The following is a 15,781-nucleotide window of genomic DNA, read 5'->3' as shown; positions in this document are numbered from 1 at the left end:
AGTTAAGGATGCTATTTTTTACCAAAACTACCCGCCATGCTATTCAGCAGAGCAGTGCTTAATGTTTGCTTGCCGTTCTCGATCACGATCCTGTATTTAAACGTTGCCGATTCGCCGGGTTTAAGCGTCAGGTTTTTTTCAGACTTGCCGTTTGTAAATACCTTTTCGCCCAGCGGGTTTGCGGCAAACAAGCCGTATCCGCGTGCGTGCCAAAAGGTAGGATAATTAGGATTACCCGGATGATCGATAATGGCAACGCTTACCGAATCGGCACCCATTTTGCCGTACACCTTACACCATACGCCACGGGTGCTCCAGGCGGCATCCCCGGTTTTACCCTCGCTGGTGAGGTAGTTGCCGGTGGGCACTTTATCGGTTCCGCCTTTTACAACGGTAACAATGCCTTTGTTATCGGTAAACTTTTCGTCTTTAGTAGTTGGCATTTGCAGCTCATGTGCCAGGCGCAGGCCCAGCATACCATCTTTAACATCGGTAAAAACAGCTTTTTGTACAGCTTTAAGCGTGGTAACGCGGTCAATTATCCGTTGATTGTTATTGCCGCTAAATTCAAACCGGGTGGTTTCGTTCAGTATTACATCACCTACCTGGTTGGTCCAGTTAGCATCATAAGCCACAACACCTTTGGTGCCGCCTTTAGCTTCGGTAACTTTTTGCGTTTTGATCCAACCGTACTGGTTTTTGCGGGCGGCGGGTATAGCGTAAGAGTTATTCCAGAAATCAAGCCCGTTTACATTTTCAAAGTTAAACCACAGCCCAATATGATGTGGGTGGTCGGTTGGGTCGCCCGGTTTAGGATTAAGTGGAAACCCTCTTGTAATTTCGGTACCGGTGGCAGTAGTTATGGGGTACAAAAAAGGTTTCTCCAGCGTATCGGGGTACATAAATGTTGTAAAAGGCTTGCCCCCTATCAGCACTTCAACTTTCTTTTGTTGATCGTTTCGCTTAACAGTAACCGGCTCATTTTGAGCCTTAACACTTAATGATAATACCGACGTAATGGCTAAACAACCTAAAAACCTGGCTTTCATCATGGTTATTAATATTTAAATACTTTACCATTAACCATAACCTCCTGTGCCTTTTCATCAAACGTTGCTTTTGAGCCGGTGTGGGCCGCGGCGGTGGTCATGATGTTGGCAATACTGTGGCTGTAACCAGCTTCAACAGGTGCGTTAGGTTGTTTACGGCTGCGTACGCATTCCATCCAGTTGCGCACGTGGTTTGAGGTCAACTTATCGCCGCCGGTATTGGCCGATGCCACCACCTGTTCGCTGTTATCCAAACTTACTTCGGGCAACAGGTTTGCCTGCATGCCCATAGCCGCTGCCGCTCTTTGCGTTAAGCCGCCTTTGGGTGATATTTTGTTGGTGATGAGGTTCAACTCCCCGCCGTTTGAGTAATAGATCTCTGCCGGGTGCTCATCGCCATTGTGCATGCGCGAGCCGAATGTTACCTGGAACCCTTTGCTCATATCATCCAGCGGACCGTAATCAAACGCGGCCATAATGGTGTCCCAATTACGGCGACCATCTTTCCATTGGTAAATGCCGCCGTTGGCTACCACGCTGCGGGGATGTTTTAAGCCGCTGAACCAGTGTACGGTGTCGATCTGGTGGCTCATCCATTGGCCGGGTAAGCCAGATGAATACGGCCAAAACAGGCGATACTCCAAATAAATTCGCGGGTCGAATTTCTCGAACGGACGGTTCATTAAAAAGCGTTTCCAATCGGTATCTTCTTCTTTTAACAAAGGCAATAACTCGGGCCTGCGCCAGCGACCGGGCTGGTTTACGTTCCAGGTTAATTCAACCATGGTTATTGGTCCAAACTTGCCCGATTTAATAAACTCGTTAGCCGCATGATAATTGGTGCCGCTACGACGCTGCGAACCTATCTGCACTATTTTACCGGTTTCCTTTACGGCTTTAAGGGCGGCCTTATTGTCCTCCATGGTTTCGGCAAAGGGCTTTTCCACGTAGGCATCACAACCGGCTCTTACCGCCTCAATGGTATGCAGGGCGTGCTGAAAATCGGCAGTGCCTATAAATACGGCATCAACCATTTTACTGCTATACAACTCATCATTATTACGGAAAGCTTTTACATCATTCTGCATCTTTTCCTTCCACATGGCAGCGCCTTGTTCTCGTCGGGTCTTCCAGATGTCAGACACAGCCACTACTTCAAAGTTAAGTTCTTTGCAGTGGTTCATAAAACAAGGCATATGCGAGCTGCGGTGACGGTCAGAAAAACCCACAACGCCCACGCGCACACGATCGTTAGCGCCTATAATACGTTTGTAACTTTTGGCGCTCCAACCGGTTTTGCTTAGCAATACGCCGGCACCGGCAATGCCAGCTTTCCTGATAAATTGACGACGAGAGTTCTCCATCATTTGTATAAAGGTTAATGTATAATGTACAGTATAATTGGTTTTGCCCAATTTTAGGTAACGGGCTGGCACTCAAATATCGAAGTTATTCTGTAAAACAAGATATAAACCAAAAGTTAATAAGTAACATTTGCGATACCATTGCGCTGTAAGAAACAAAAATTAATTGGTTGAAAATAAACATTGAACATATGATGTTTATTTTGAGACAAATTGACAAAGGATTGAACATTTATACCACTTCCCGAAATCGTTTCCGTAAATAAATCCGGCCCCAACCGAAATTTGAATTTGATTATTCATCAGATTTGAACCTCAATATCAATCAAAAATGGAATCAGATTTTTTGGGTAAAGTAGCCGTTATTACCGGTGCGGGCGGCGTGTTGTGCAGCACCATGGCCAAGGCATTAGCAGCAAAAGGCGCTAAAATTGCCGTGCTCGATTTAAAAGCCGAGAACGCCGACGTAGTAGCCAACGAAATTAAACAACTGGGCGGCCAGGCCATTGGCGTTGCCTGCAATGTATTAGATAAAGCAAGCTTACATGCTGCCCGCGAAATGATTAATATAGAACTGGGCTTATGCAATATATTAATTAATGGTGCCGGTGGTAACCACCCAAAAGGTACTACCTCAAAACCTTTTTTTGAAATAGACGACCTGAATGCCGGCGAAGACCTCAAAACCTTTTTCGACCTCGACCCGGAGGGGATAAAATTTGTTTTCGAGCTTAACTTTATTGGCAGTTTGTTACCTACCCAGGTATTTGCCAAAGATATGATCGGGCGTGAGGGTTCAACCATCATCAATATATCATCGATGAACGCGTTTAAGCCTTTAACCAAAATACCGGCGTATAGTGGCGCAAAAGCCGCTATTTCGAATTTTACCCAGTGGCTTGCCGTACACTTTGCCAAAACCGGCATCAGGGTAAATGCACTGGCTCCGGGTTTCTTTTTAACCGAGCAAAACCGCACCCTGCTTACCAATACCGATGGCAGCCTTACCCCACGCGGCAATACCATATTGGAACATACCCCGATGGGCCGTTTTGGCGAACCCGATGATTTAACCGGCACCCTGCTTTGGCTTTGTGGCGAAGGTTCGAAATTTGTAACCGGCGTGGTAGTATCTATTGACGGCGGCTTCAGCGCGTTTAGCGGCGTTTAATTTTTATACCGATATTCGATTTAAATAAACCAAATACTTAAATATAACGACATGAGTTTAGAACAAACATGGCGGTGGTACGGGCCAAACGACCCGGTATCATTATCAGATATAAAACAAGCCGGGGCAACTGGCATAGTTTCGGCATTACACCATGTACCCAACGGTACGGTATGGGAGGTTGAAGAAATTAACAAACGCAAAGCCATTATTGAAGAAGCCGGTTTAACCTGGTCGGTAGTGGAGAGCGTACCGGTACACGAGGATATTAAGAAACGCACGGGCAATTACCAGCAATACATTGATAACTACAAGCAATCCATCAAAAACCTGGGTGCTTTCGGTATTGATATTGTGTGCTACAACTTTATGCCGGTTTTAGACTGGACCCGCACCAACCTCGATTATGAAATGCCCGACGGCTCGACAGCCCTGCGTTTTGAAGCAGCTGCTTTTGCGGCATTTGAGCTATACATTTTAAAACGCCCGGGTGCAGAGGAAAGCTACTCGGCCGAACAAAAAGAAAAAGCCGCCGCATACTTAAAAAACCTGAGCGAAGAAGACAAAACCATCCTCGTAAAAAACATTATAGCAGGTTTACCCGGCTCAGAAGAAGGTTATACGGTAGAGCAATTTTTAAAGGTTTTGGAAGGCTATAATGGCATTGGCCCAAATGAGTTAAAAGCCAACCTGTTTAGTTTTTTAAGAGAAGTTATCCCGGCAGCAGAGGAGGCTGGTGTACTCATGTGCATTCACCCCGATGATCCGCCGTACCCTATTTTAGGTTTACCACGCGTGGTGAGTACCGAGGCCGATATTAACGAACTTTACGCCGCCGTGCCATCGCATAACAACGGACTTACCTACTGCACCGGCTCGTTTGGCGTGCGCGAAGACAATGATTTAGCGGGCATGGTTCAACGCCTGGGTCACCGTATACACTTCATTCACCTGCGCAGTACCCGCCGCGACAGTGAGGGCAATTTTCACGAAGCCGACCATTTGGATGGCGATGTAGATATGTATGCCGTGATGAAAGCCCTGGTTGAAGAACAAAACCGCCGCAAACTCGATGGCCGCAAAGACCTGCGTATGCCTTTCCGCCCCGATCATGGCCACAAAATGCTCGACGATTTGAAAAAGAAAACCAATCCGGGTTACTCGGCCATCGGCCGCCTCAGGGGTTTGGCCGAGCTGCGTGGTTTGGAGCTGGGGATTATCAGGAGTTTACAATAAGACTTCGGGCAAAAATCTTTTTAAATGCCTTTTCCCCTCTTGAGAGGAGACGGGCGAGACTCAGCGTCGGCAGGGGTGTGTCATTTGAACTATGCATATCAAAATGACACACCCCTCCACCCCTCTCAAGAGGGGAATCGCACGAGGCCATTGCCACATCAAAAAATCACGCTCAACATTTCTTTCACAACTACCCTGCCGTCGATTCCCGCTCAACTAAAGTTGAGGTAAGCGTAATTATTTCATTCTCCATACAGCTAAACTTCTTTTTCAGCAAGCCGAATAATGCTTTAGCGGCTTCGCGGCCTATGTCAAAGGCGGGCTGGGTGATGGTGGTTAATGAGGGATTTAGCAGCGGCGCTGTACGCAGGTTCGAAAAACTGATCACCTTTAAATCATTGGGGATATTCAGGTCGAGTTTTGCAGCCACTTCATAACATTGCAGTGCGGCTTGCTCTACCGCGGCAAATATAGCTTGGGGCCTGTTGGGGCTGCTCAGCAACTGTTCTATTTGGGGGTAGTTACTTTGCTTGATGATAAAATCAGGTTTTATCTCCAAGCCTTTATTACGCATGGCATCCATATAACCGGTTAACCGGGCCTTACCTATGGAGTGCGTTTGCGATATGCCCAGGTAGGCAATTTGCGTGCAACCTTTATTTATTAAATGAAGGGTACCATCGTAGGCGCTCTGGTAGTCGTTGGTCGTAATTTTAGGTGTTTTGGCTTCTTCGCATATCCGGTCAAAAAACACCAGTGGGATGCTGCTATCTATTAAGGCATTAATGTGGCTAATATCATTCACCTCTCCCGACATTGAGATTAAAACACCGTCTACCCGGCCGTTTCTTAGCAGGTTGCAGTAAGCTGCCTCTTTAGCATTGTTTTCGTGGGTAATGTATATTAAAACATGAAAGCCATTTTCCTGCGCAATTTCTTCAATGCCATCAATAACGAGGGTAAAAAAGTTATTGGCAATTTCGGGGATGATTACCGCAATGGTTTTACTGCTGCGTTTGCGCAAGTTACTGGCATTGGGGTTGGGCTGATAGTTTAATTGCCGGGCAAGCTCGCGAACCCGTTTCTTGGTTTCGGCACCAATTTCATAACTATCATTTAACGCTCTCGATACGGTTGATACGGCAAGGTTTAACTGTTTGGCCAGTTGCTTAATGTTTACCTCTTTCATCTGCCACCCTCACCATTAAGCCATTTTTGCCAAAGCCTGCTGCACCAGTTCCAGTCCGCCCGGGGTGTAGCTTAAGCCCAATGCAAAACCGTGCCCATGCGCATCCATCTTGAGTAATGATTTGTAAAGGATGTTCACCATTTTATCCGGCTCCCGGGCATATTTCTTACGAAAATCTTCATACTGAAACTCCAGGAATACCAGGCACAGCGCGTTTTCCATGGTTTGCACATCGGCATCAACCTTAATGCGTTTTTTGAGGAGGATTTGGCTTACCCGCTCAATAACCTCAAGTGTATAACCCGCCTGTTGCATTAATCCGGCGGCAACCCCGGCATGGTGCAAGGCTAAATCCTTACGCCATTTTAAGTAAGGCTCGCGGCCTTCAGGGTAACTGTCGCGCGGTATTTCCCAGCGGCCAATGTGCTGGCAGCGCGAGGCAAGCAACAATTCTTCCGATGCTTCAGGGTTGAGTTTAAGCACCCAGTTGTACAATGCTATCGCAAAAAAGTATTCCTGCGGATAGCTTGTACCCTCCCACTCAAAAGTGCGTGGGTCTTGCTTATTATACTCATCAAAAAGCTCAAATGCTGTATCTGCCTTGCTCATGTATGCAAAGTAGCAGCTTTTAATTACAACACAAAATTGCCATTTACCACATCAGGCGCAGTAACTCAATGCAAATTGGAGCTTTTCGATTGAAAATTACCCTCAAAAACCAATAAATAACACCGCAAACCAACTACATTAGCTAATTTTAAAACAAAACATCCATATTTTACATTAAAACATTGTATAAATTATAACATTTCATCATTTTATATAGAATATATTTAATAAAATACATTAAAACGCTACTTTTATCGCTCGATTGACTGTTTAAACATTAAATCGAAGATTTTTTATACTATTTTCTAATAATGAAGAAAAACAAAGCCATATGTGACGCACAAACTTGTTTTATGTGCCAAAATTGCATTGAAGAATGGCGTCCGGCTATATGCGCTAACAAAACCAATTTTAAACTTAAAAAGGGCGAATTGGTATTTAAAGAAGGCGACGCGGTTACCGGGATTTACTTTGTGTACAGCGGCAACATCAAAGTTTACAAAAAATGGGATGCCGATAAAGAGCTCATTTTACGTTTTGCCAAAGGCGGCGCCATACTTGGGCACCGTGGTATAGGCGACGATTTGATATACCCTATATCGGCCTCGGCTTTAGAAGATTCGGTGGTGTGTTATGTAGATATGAAGTTTTTTGAGAGCACACTCAAGGTAAATACCGAACTCACCTTTCAACTGGTTAACTTTTTTGCCAACGAGTTACGCGTATCTGAACGCCGCATGCGCGATTTGGCGCATATGCCGGTAAAAGGCCGCGTGGCCGATGCCCTGCTTAAGCTGCAAAATCAATTTGGCATAACCGATACCGGCCTGATCAACATTAATCTTAGCAGGCAGGATTTAGCCTCATATGCCGGTGCAACCTACGAAACTGTTTTTAGGGTAATTAACGAACTGGTGAGTGAAAACACAATAAGCTTAACCGGAAAAAGCATTGCCGTAGTTAATCAGGAAGCCTTGACTGCGCTTATTGAATCGGCATAATATTTTTATGCCGATGCTTGGTTAACATCAAACTTTCTTAATAAATTCGGCAAACGGGTCTGATACTTATGATGACTGAGGCCGAACAAATCTTATGGAAAAAAATAGCCGGTTTTAAGCTGGACGATGAGCAAAGCAGCTTTACCTTTACTGCACGCCTTGCACGCGAGAACGGCTGGAGCGGCGCTTACACAATCCGTGTAGTTGAAGAGTACAAAAAGTTTATTTTCCTGTGCTGTCTGTCGCCATCGGGTGTTACCCCGTCTGACGCGGTTGACCAGGCCTGGCACCTGCATTTAACCTACACCAAATCGTACTGGGTTGATTTTTGCCGCGACACTTTGGGGCAAGAAATTCACCACAACCCAACCAAGGGCGGCAATGCCGAGGCCGAGAAGTTCGACGGCTATTACACACAATCCTTTAAACTCTACGAAGACAAATTTGGCACCCAGCCTCCGGCCGATATTTGGCTGGACAATGAGCAGCGTTTCTCGGATATTGATTTCCAAAGAGTAAATATCAGGCGGTTTAAATTAATAAAACCCTGGATGCTTACGGCACTCAAAATATCGGCTTATGTACTCTTTGCCGTAGTTTTAATCATTATTGTACTGATCATATATGAATTTAACGGGCAAAATTATTTCATGCCTGCCCTTGTTTTGTTTGCAGTAATTGGCCTTGCCACCATTGACCATAATCAAACCGGTCCGCATAAAAAACAACAGGATTCGGGGTGTGGTGAAGGAGGCTCCTGTAGCGGCGATTCTGATTCGGGACATAGCGGCCATGGCGATGGCCATGGGGGCCACGGTTGCAGTAGCGGATGCTCAGGCTGTTCAGGCTCGGGGTGCAGTGGTTGTGGTGGCGGCTGCGGTGGCGATTAAGTAAACCCAATCCCCATTCAAAATATGGTTGTTAAGCGGCCAAATAAATACCGAAAAACCAGGCCCACCAAATTAAAAGTAATTGCATAGGCATTCTGAACCACAAATAACTTAGCCCGTTGCCGGTGTAAGTGGCATTGCTATAATTAACCTGCTTAACAGATGCATAGATATTGGCCGGGAGCACCAGAATTAGGAATGCAATAAGAAGCCATGCCGTGTATATACGGTATGGCGGAAACATAAACGCTATGGCGAAGCCGACCTCTAACACACCGGTTAAATAAACAACTGCATGTTTAAACGGAACAAATGGCGGCAGCATCATGGCCATACCTTTGGCATAAATGAAATGTGCAATGGAGGTAAACAGTAACATCACACAGAGTGCAAGTGTGCCTGAAAAGATAATCCTGTAATTATCCGAAAAGATCTTATTGAGCAAGATGCTTGCCGCAAAGGTAGCCAGCAATATAAAAAATGGTTTCATGAGCTTTTACATACAAAGTTCGGTTAAGAACAAGCAGCATACAATGAACCTAAGTTAAGAAATACGCCTGCGGATACGGCTCAAAGCCTGCGGCGTAATACCAATATAGGAAGCAATGTACTTTAAGGGAATTTGCCTGAATAAACCCGGACGGGTTTTGAATAATTTAAGGTAACGCTCTTCGGCATTATCTTTTAACAGGGATATTTCACGTGCCGATTTAATTAAAAACAGCCCCTCGCCTGCGCGCCGGCCCACGTTATTACCTGTTTGAGTAAGGGCATAAACTGTTTGCAGATCATGGTAACTAATGCGCCACACCACCACCTTACTAAGTGCCTGCACGGCATAAGTACAGGGGCTTTGCATTAAAAACGAATCATACGCACTTGCAAACTCTCCATCAAAACTAAACCCAAAAGTTATTTCTTTAACCTCATCCGGAATAAAATACCGTATCATTCCCTCCTCAATAAACGAAAGGTATTTTTCAACTTCCCCGGCATGCAGTATCAAACTTCCCTTTGCATATTCATGCCTTTCAAGATAGGATTCAAAAACCGCCCAATCTTCATCGGGCATTTTTGAATTAAGCTCGAGTTGCTGCCTTATTTGTTGCATTTGCAAAAGTTACAAAAAAATGGCTAACCCCATATGAGCACAATTTAAACATCACACTTTTCCGTCCATAAAAATTCAAGCGTGTACATAAGCACCTCAACCAATTCTTCCTTGTGTAAGAACTATTAGCTCCTATATTTGTCAAGTAAGCTATTGGCTTATTAACACCTCTGCCTGTATGATTAAAACCGTTTTTATTACCAGTACCGAGCCATATAGCGGCAAATCCATCGTATCGCTCGGCCTTATTAATATGCTGCTGGGCAAGGCCCAAAAAATCGGCTACTTTAAACCCATTGTAAGCCGTTCATCAACCCAGCATAAAAGCGATCATATACAAACGGTGCTGAGCTATTTTGATTTGCCCATTACTTATGATGAAGCGCATGCACTCAGTTGGCAAGAAGCCATGCGCCAGGCGGAAACCGGCAGCCAGGGCGAAATGATTGATACCATCATACGCAAGTACAAACAACTGGAAGACAAATACGACTTTACCGTTATTGAAGGCACCGATTACCAGGGCGAAGGTTCGGCATTTGAATTTGAGGTAAATGCATCTATTGCCAAAAATTTGGGCGCACCGGTAATTGCAGTAATATCAGGCGAGAACAAAACCACGGCACAGATAGCCAATTCGGCCATTACCATGGTGCGCAACTTCGAGTCGCGCGAGATACAGGTACTGGCTGTTATTGCCAATAAAATAAGCGAAGAGCAAATTGATGATGTGCGCGAGTTGCTCACCGCTCAATTGCCCAACGAGGTTAGCGTAGCTATAATACCAGCCATGCGGGCCCTGCAAGCCCCAACCATGAAGGAGATATGCGAAAGCCTGAACGCTACGCTCCTTTTTGGTGAGGAACGCCTGAGCAACCAGGTTGATAACTTTGTTACCGGAGCTATGCAGGTACCTAACTTTTTGAATTACATTAAAGATAACCTGCTCATCATCACACCCGGCGACCGTGGCGATATTGTGATAGCTGCTCTGCAGGCCAATCTTTCAACCAGTTATCCGCAAATTGCGGGTATTGTGTTAACGGCCGATACCCTGCCCGAAGAACCTATCATCAGGCTCATCAAAGGTTTGCAAACCGTGGTACCTATCATCTCGGTTAAAACAGGCACTTTCCAAACCACAACCGAAATTGGTAACATCCGCTCAAAAATAACACCTGATAATACCAAGAAGATTCAACTGGCTATTGACGTATTCAATAAATACGTTGACGTTGCCAAGCTCGACCAGCAGATAGTTACTTTTCAACCCAGCGGAGGCATTACGCCACGCATGTTCCAATACCAAATTACCAACTGGGCCAAAAGCTCTAAAAAGCATATTGTATTGCCCGAGGGTAACGATGAGCGCATATTAAAAGCAGCCGCCCGTTTGATTAGTCAGGATATTGTGAAGCTGACCTTATTGGGTAACCCCGATGATATTTTGGCCAACATTAAACGCCTTGGCCTTAACCTGGATGCAAGCAAGATCAATATTGTTAACCCGGCTGCATCTGAGTATTATGAGGATTACGTGAACACGCTTTATGAGCTTCGTAAAAACAAGAACGTAAACATGGAAATGGCTACCGATATGATGACCGACGTATCATACTTCGGCACCATGATGGTGTACAAAGGCCATGCCGATGGTATGGTATCGGGTGCGGTGCATACCACGCAGCACACCATTCGTCCGGCGCTGCAATTTGTTAAAACCAAGCCGGGTATATCGGTGGTATCATCGGTATTTTTCATGTGTTTGCCCGATCGTGTTTCGGTATTTGGCGATTGTGCCGTTAATCCCAACCCTACTGCCGAGCAACTGGCCGAAATTGCCATTTCATCGGCCGAGAGCAGCCAGCGTTTTGGCATTGAGCCGCGCATTGCCATGCTGTCGTACTCATCGGGAACCTCGGGCGAGGGCGAAGATGTAGAAAAAGTGCGCCGCGCTACCGAAATTGTGAAAACCAAACGCACCGACCTTAAGGTTGAAGGCCCCATACAATACGATGCCGCCGTTGACCCTATTGTGGGCAAAAGCAAGCTCCCCGGATCAGAAGTTGCCGGCCAGGCCAGCGTACTCATCTTCCCCGACCTCAACACCGGCAACAACACCTACAAAGCCGTTCAGCGCGAAACCGGCGCATTGGCCATTGGACCTATGCTGCAAGGTTTAAACAAACCAGTGAACGATTTAAGTAGAGGCTGTACTGTGGATGATATTTTCAACACGGTGATTATTACCGCTATACAAGCTCAACAGGATTAAGTGGCAGTAGCAGTTAAAACATAACCAAACACCCCAACCGTCATTGCGAGGTACGAAGCAACCTCTGCGTAGGACAAGCAACCTGACAGGTTATAGTTCAGGGATTGCTTCGTTCCTCGCAATGACGTAAGAATGGATAACACAACATATAACCCAATGAACATTTTCGTAGTCAATTCGGGCAGCAGCTCTATCAAATATCAATTGTTTAAAATGCCAACCAATACGCCCGTATGCAGCGGATTGGTGGAGCGCATTGGCTTGAGCAACCCAACCATTACCCACAAGGTTTTTATTGATGGCGAGGAAAAGGTAATTAAACTTACGCCCGAAGAACTGCCCGACCACGAGGCCGGACTAAAAGAAGTAAACAAGTTACTTACCGAAGGCGAACTGGCCGTAATACAAAACCCGGCCGATATACAAATTGTGGGTCACCGCATTGTGCATGGCGGCGAGCGTTTTACCACCACCACCATTATTGATGCTAAGGTTAAAGAAGAACTGAAAGGGACTTTCCAGTTGGCGCCGCTGCATAATCCGGCAAGTTACTTAGGTATTGAGGTTGCCGAAAAGATATTTGTTAAAGCCACGCAAATTGGCGTGTTTGATACTGCTTTTCACCAAACTTTACCGCCAAAGGCATTCCGTTTTGCTATACCTAACTCCTACTATACCGATTTTAATATCCGCACATACGGCTTTCATGGCACCAGCCATAAATATGTAACTGAGCAGGCGGCTGAATATTTAGGTAAGGCCGAAAGCAAGTTCATCAGCATACACCTGGGCAACGGTTGCAGTATGGCTGCGGTAAGCAACGGCCAATCGGTTGATACCAGTATGGGGTTTGGTCCGCTGAGCGGGTTAATTATGGGTACCCGTTCGGGCGATATTGATGCCACTGTTGTGTTTTACCTGGTTAACCAGTTGGGTTATGATATTGAACAGGTGAGCAACCTGTTTAACAAACGCAGCGGCATGCTGGGCCTCACCGGTTACAGTGATATGCGCGACATTACTGCCGCCATTGAGCAAGGCGATGAACAAGCCAAATTAGCTTACGACCTGTATGCCTACCGCATCAAAAAATACATTGGCTCATACACCGCCGTTTTAAACGGACTGGATGCCATCATCTTCACCGCCGGTGTAGGAGAAAACGATGCCCTGATACGGGAACTCATTTGTACCGATTTACAATATTTAGGCATCGAACTTGATAAAGCTGTAAACAGCACCCGCGCAAAAGGCATACGCGAGATCAGTGCGGCAAATTCGAGGGTTAAAGTTTTAATTGTGCCTACCAATGAGGAGTTAGAGATCGCGCAGCAGTGTTATGAGATAGAGGAATAATTAAACCTTCCGAGCAATGCTACGACTGGTATGAAAAACCGAAATTACCAGAACCTGATACTTTTCCTTATCTATTTTATAAATAATGAGATAAGGAAAAGTATCTACTCTAGCTTCGCGATACTGATTTTTCTTGCGCTCGTAATGTTCGGGGTTTCGTAATATCGTATTAACTTTTTTTAATACGTGGAGTTCAAATCTATCTCCTAAGCCAGCTTGCCTGTCTTCATAACACTCCCAGGCATCCGCTAACTCCTGTAAAGCTTTCGGTAAAAAAATCGCAGAATAAACTCATTTTATTTGCGCTTTTCTCTGAGAGACTGAATATGCATTTTCACCTCATCCATCGAACTGCCCTGAGCGGGATTTACCTCCCAATTTTTGACATGCTCATCCAACTCAGCAACAAAGGCCTCGTCATTGTGCCAGTCAGTATACTCAACTATCTGTTCCTCTAACAGGTTATATATTGCTGCTAACTTTTTATCGTCGGTAACCTTTATATAATCATATAATTTCTCTCTGATGACTGTAGCTGTCATACCCCCAAATACTTATTATATAAAAGTAAGTAATTTAAAAACTGTTTGGAAAAATATTTATTGCCCCCCGCACAATCGTGTCAGTGTTCAAGGTGTTCAACTGCGCGACTTTAACATGTTTCATAAAACACTAAATTGAACACCACAAATTAACGGGGATTTACCGGGCAAAATCGCGGTTTTCAGAAAAAAAAAACGGAGGATAACAGGGTATTAAAAGCAAAAAGCCGCATGGTTGAGATGCGGCTTTAATATGTGATACAGTAATGTTTTATAATTCCTCGTTGCCGGTTGGTGCCGGTACTGGCTCTGGTTCGTCGTCAATAACTACACCCATCGAGCAGAATTTGTCAATACGCTCCGCTACCAGTTCATCAATGTTGCGATCTTTAAGGGTTTTCAGGTCTTTCACCAATTGCTTTTTAAGGGTTGATGCCATGGCAATCGGGTCTTGATGGGCGCCGCCAAGGGGTTCCTTAATAATGCCGTCAATAAGCTTGTTCTTAAACATCTCGCTTGATGTAAGTTTAAGTGCGTCGGCAGCACGCTCTTTATAATCCCAGGTACGCCACAGGATAGACGAGCATGACTCGGGCGAGATAACTGAGTACCAGGTATGTTCGAGCATATACACCTTATCGCCAATGCCAATACCAATAGCACCACCCGATGCACCCTCACCAATAATTACACAAATAACCGGCACTTTTAACACCGACATTTCCATAATGTTACGGGCAATAGCCTCTCCTTGTCCGCGTTCCTCGGCCTCTAAGCCAGGGAATGCTCCGGGAGTATCAATCAAAGAGATAACAGGTTTACCAAACTTTTCGGCCATTTTCATGAGCCTCAAAGCTTTACGGTAACCTTCGGGGTTGGCCATACCAAAGTTGCGGTATTGCCTGTCTTTAGTATTTTTACCCTTTTGGTGACCAATAATCATCACAGTTTGTCCGCCAATTGAACCCCAGCCGCCTATGATGGCTTTATCATCGCCCATGTTACGGTCGCCGTGCAGCTCAATAAAATCGTCACACATCAGCTCAATATACTGTAAGGTGTACGGACGATCGGGGTGGCGCGAAATTTGCACTTTTTGCCATCCGCTCAGGCGGGTATATATAGTTTTTTTGGCCTCTTCAAACTTGTCCTGCAACTCGTTCAACGTAGCCGACATATCAACCTTGGTCTTTTCCTCAACTTGTCTTATCTTTTCGATCTGCGTTTGCAGGTCAGAAAGCGGCTTCTCAAAATCAAACGTAATTTTCATAAATCCTTTTAACAGGGCGCTAAGTTAAACAATTGCACGTCAAAATTGCGAATTAAGGTTTTTTGAGCTTCCAAAACTGCTTAGTTTGCTGCGGATTGAGTGCATTATAGGTATTATAACAAGCCATCAACACCGATGTACGGTACTCACCCTCGTATAAACCATAGCGGTTGCCATAAAATGCAATGCTGCCTTCATCTACCTTTTGGGTGCTGAACAACTCATCGAGCTTCTTCTCGTTACGTATTACCGACTGGCCTATCTCGGTCTTTTTCAGTTGCAGATACTTGCTTATCTCGGTTATCTTTTTCACCTGTTCGGGCGTAAGCTTCAGTTCTTTTTTATACCGAAGCACGTCATCGGGCATAGGGTAACGGTTTAGCGTGGCCGGCAAAGCCATATTCTCTAAACCGGGACCTTTTTGGTAATCGGCATATTGTTTAAGTGTAAGCGTTTTAATAGCCGATGGCATGGTTAAGCTATCGGTTTGCGCTTTTGCCGTTACATAAACAGTTAATAAACCGCATATAGCAAGTAATTTTTTAAACATAGGCCTTTATAGTAGATGCTCCAAAAATGTAGATTTTAAATAAGATGCAACTAAGAAGTAATACAATTTATTACTCCTGATGTTTGTGCCCCCCCTCCTCTACTCAAACCATCTGTAACAGATGTATGACGCATTAATCCTTTGCTCGTAGATATGCTCCAATAATCA

The 15,781-nt window shown here is 45.1% G+C and carries 16 protein-coding genes; 6 read left to right on the top strand and 10 right to left on the bottom strand.

Annotated elements, in window-relative coordinates:
- Nucleotides 1-11: 11 nt before the first annotated feature.
- A complete protein-coding gene (locus QE417_RS17110; RefSeq protein ID WP_311951686.1) occupies nucleotides 12-1,052 on the bottom strand; it encodes a DUF6807 domain-containing protein in 1,041 nt (346 codons plus the stop codon).
- Nucleotides 1,053-1,057: 5 nt separating this feature from the next.
- Nucleotides 1,058-2,413 (bottom strand): Gfo/Idh/MocA family protein, encoded by a 1,356-nt coding sequence (locus QE417_RS17105; RefSeq protein WP_311954679.1) that lies wholly within the window; start codon nucleotides 2,411-2,413, stop codon nucleotides 1,058-1,060.
- Between the two features lie 331 nt (nucleotides 2,414-2,744).
- On the opposite strand from QE417_RS17105, the gene QE417_RS17100 reads away from it, so the two are divergent.
- On the top strand, nucleotides 2,745-3,584 hold the full coding sequence (locus tag QE417_RS17100) for an SDR family oxidoreductase (protein ID WP_311951685.1): 840 nt from the start codon (nucleotides 2,745-2,747) through the stop codon (nucleotides 3,582-3,584).
- A 51-nt stretch (nucleotides 3,585-3,635) separates the two neighbouring features.
- A complete protein-coding gene (gene uxuA, locus QE417_RS17095; protein ID WP_311951684.1) occupies nucleotides 3,636-4,820 on the top strand; it encodes a mannonate dehydratase in 1,185 nt (394 codons plus the stop codon).
- A 190-nt stretch (nucleotides 4,821-5,010) separates the two neighbouring features.
- Here the strand turns inward: uxuA and QE417_RS17090 are convergent, their stop codons facing one another.
- Nucleotides 5,011-6,009 (bottom strand): LacI family DNA-binding transcriptional regulator, encoded by a 999-nt coding sequence (locus QE417_RS17090; protein WP_311951683.1) that lies wholly within the window; start codon nucleotides 6,007-6,009, stop codon nucleotides 5,011-5,013.
- Nucleotides 6,010-6,024: 15 nt separating this feature from the next.
- Entirely contained in the window at nucleotides 6,025-6,618 is a 594-nt protein-coding gene (locus QE417_RS17085; RefSeq protein WP_311951682.1) for a DUF4202 domain-containing protein, read from the bottom strand.
- Nucleotides 6,619-6,929: 311 nt separating this feature from the next.
- Here QE417_RS17085 and QE417_RS17080 point away from each other — a divergent pair, with 311 nt between their 5' ends.
- Both QE417_RS17080 and QE417_RS17075 read left to right on the top strand, forming a co-directional pair.
- On the top strand, nucleotides 6,930-7,619 hold the full coding sequence (locus QE417_RS17080; protein WP_311951681.1) for a Crp/Fnr family transcriptional regulator: 690 nt from the start codon (nucleotides 6,930-6,932) through the stop codon (nucleotides 7,617-7,619).
- Nucleotides 7,620-7,687: 68 nt separating this feature from the next.
- Nucleotides 7,688-8,509, top strand: a complete 822-nt coding sequence (locus QE417_RS17075; protein WP_311951680.1) for a glycine-rich domain-containing protein — start codon at nucleotides 7,688-7,690, stop codon at nucleotides 8,507-8,509.
- A 31-nt stretch (nucleotides 8,510-8,540) separates the two neighbouring features.
- On the opposite strand, the gene QE417_RS17070 is transcribed toward QE417_RS17075, so the two are convergent.
- Together QE417_RS17070 and QE417_RS17065 are read right to left on the bottom strand one after the other, a co-directional pair.
- Nucleotides 8,541-8,999: a DoxX family protein gene (locus tag QE417_RS17070; protein WP_311951679.1), complete on the bottom strand. Its 459-nt coding sequence runs from the start codon at nucleotides 8,997-8,999 to the stop codon at nucleotides 8,541-8,543.
- A 54-nt stretch (nucleotides 9,000-9,053) separates the two neighbouring features.
- A complete protein-coding gene (locus QE417_RS17065; RefSeq protein ID WP_311951678.1) occupies nucleotides 9,054-9,620 on the bottom strand; it encodes a Crp/Fnr family transcriptional regulator in 567 nt (188 codons plus the stop codon).
- 178 nt (nucleotides 9,621-9,798) lie between these two features.
- On the opposite strand from QE417_RS17065, the gene pta reads away from it, so the two are divergent.
- Together pta and QE417_RS17055 are read left to right on the top strand one after the other, a co-directional pair.
- Nucleotides 9,799-11,895: a phosphate acetyltransferase gene (gene pta, locus QE417_RS17060; protein ID WP_311951677.1), complete on the top strand. Its 2,097-nt coding sequence runs from the start codon at nucleotides 9,799-9,801 to the stop codon at nucleotides 11,893-11,895.
- Between the two features lie 156 nt (nucleotides 11,896-12,051).
- Nucleotides 12,052-13,251, top strand: a complete 1,200-nt coding sequence (locus QE417_RS17055) for an acetate/propionate family kinase (RefSeq protein WP_311951676.1) — start codon at nucleotides 12,052-12,054, stop codon at nucleotides 13,249-13,251.
- On the opposite strand, the gene QE417_RS23690 is transcribed toward QE417_RS17055, so the two are convergent.
- From QE417_RS23690 to QE417_RS17040, 4 genes are all read right to left on the bottom strand, one after another.
- The gene (locus QE417_RS23690) at nucleotides 13,252-13,530 is read right to left on the bottom strand and encodes a type II toxin-antitoxin system RelE/ParE family toxin (RefSeq protein ID WP_376717551.1); all 279 of its coding nucleotides are present in this window, start codon (nucleotides 13,528-13,530) and stop codon (nucleotides 13,252-13,254) included.
- A 17-nt stretch (nucleotides 13,531-13,547) separates the two neighbouring features.
- Complete coding sequence (locus QE417_RS17050) at nucleotides 13,548-13,793, bottom strand: hypothetical protein (protein ID WP_311951675.1); 246 nt, start codon at nucleotides 13,791-13,793, stop codon at nucleotides 13,548-13,550.
- 271 nt (nucleotides 13,794-14,064) lie between these two features.
- Nucleotides 14,065-15,063 carry an acetyl-CoA carboxylase carboxyltransferase subunit alpha gene (locus QE417_RS17045; protein WP_311951674.1) on the bottom strand — a complete coding sequence of 333 codons (999 nt, stop codon included), beginning with the start codon at nucleotides 15,061-15,063 and terminating at the stop codon, nucleotides 14,065-14,067.
- A 52-nt stretch (nucleotides 15,064-15,115) separates the two neighbouring features.
- Nucleotides 15,116-15,613, bottom strand: a complete 498-nt coding sequence (locus QE417_RS17040; protein WP_311951673.1) for a hypothetical protein — start codon at nucleotides 15,611-15,613, stop codon at nucleotides 15,116-15,118.
- Nucleotides 15,614-15,781: the final 168 nt, after the last annotated feature.

The sequence above is a fragment of the Mucilaginibacter terrae genome (assembly GCF_031951985.1).
In the GTDB taxonomy this organism is placed as follows: domain Bacteria; phylum Bacteroidota; class Bacteroidia; order Sphingobacteriales; family Sphingobacteriaceae; genus Mucilaginibacter; species Mucilaginibacter terrae_A.
Note: the sequence above shows the minus strand (reverse complement) of the source record. Positions and strands in the feature narration are given on the sequence as shown.

Bases quoted from the DNA above. Each gene is read 5' to 3' on its own strand.
- QE417_RS17110 (WP_311951686.1), bottom strand. From the start codon at position 1,052: ATGATGAAAGCCAGGTTTTTAGGTTGTTTAGCCATTACGTCGGTATTA.
- QE417_RS17105 (WP_311954679.1), bottom strand. From the start codon at position 2,413: ATGGAGAACTCTCGTCGTCAATTTATCAGGAAAGCTGGCATTGCCGGT.
- QE417_RS17100 (WP_311951685.1), top strand. From the start codon at position 2,745: ATGGAATCAGATTTTTTGGGTAAAGTAGCCGTTATTACCGGTGCGGGC.
- uxuA (WP_311951684.1), top strand. From the start codon at position 3,636: ATGAGTTTAGAACAAACATGGCGGTGGTACGGGCCAAACGACCCGGTA.
- QE417_RS17090 (WP_311951683.1), bottom strand. From the start codon at position 6,009: ATGAAAGAGGTAAACATTAAGCAACTGGCCAAACAGTTAAACCTTGCC.
- QE417_RS17085 (WP_311951682.1), bottom strand. From the start codon at position 6,618: ATGAGCAAGGCAGATACAGCATTTGAGCTTTTTGATGAGTATAATAAG.
- QE417_RS17080 (WP_311951681.1), top strand. From the start codon at position 6,930: ATGAAGAAAAACAAAGCCATATGTGACGCACAAACTTGTTTTATGTGC.
- QE417_RS17075 (WP_311951680.1), top strand. From the start codon at position 7,688: ATGATGACTGAGGCCGAACAAATCTTATGGAAAAAAATAGCCGGTTTT.
- QE417_RS17070 (WP_311951679.1), bottom strand. From the start codon at position 8,999: ATGAAACCATTTTTTATATTGCTGGCTACCTTTGCGGCAAGCATCTTG.
- QE417_RS17065 (WP_311951678.1), bottom strand. From the start codon at position 9,620: ATGCAACAAATAAGGCAGCAACTCGAGCTTAATTCAAAAATGCCCGAT.
- pta (WP_311951677.1), top strand. From the start codon at position 9,799: ATGATTAAAACCGTTTTTATTACCAGTACCGAGCCATATAGCGGCAAA.
- QE417_RS17055 (WP_311951676.1), top strand. From the start codon at position 12,052: ATGAACATTTTCGTAGTCAATTCGGGCAGCAGCTCTATCAAATATCAA.
- QE417_RS17050 (WP_311951675.1), bottom strand. From the start codon at position 13,793: ATGACAGCTACAGTCATCAGAGAGAAATTATATGATTATATAAAGGTT.
- QE417_RS17045 (WP_311951674.1), bottom strand. From the start codon at position 15,063: ATGAAAATTACGTTTGATTTTGAGAAGCCGCTTTCTGACCTGCAAACG.
- QE417_RS17040 (WP_311951673.1), bottom strand. From the start codon at position 15,613: ATGTTTAAAAAATTACTTGCTATATGCGGTTTATTAACTGTTTATGTA.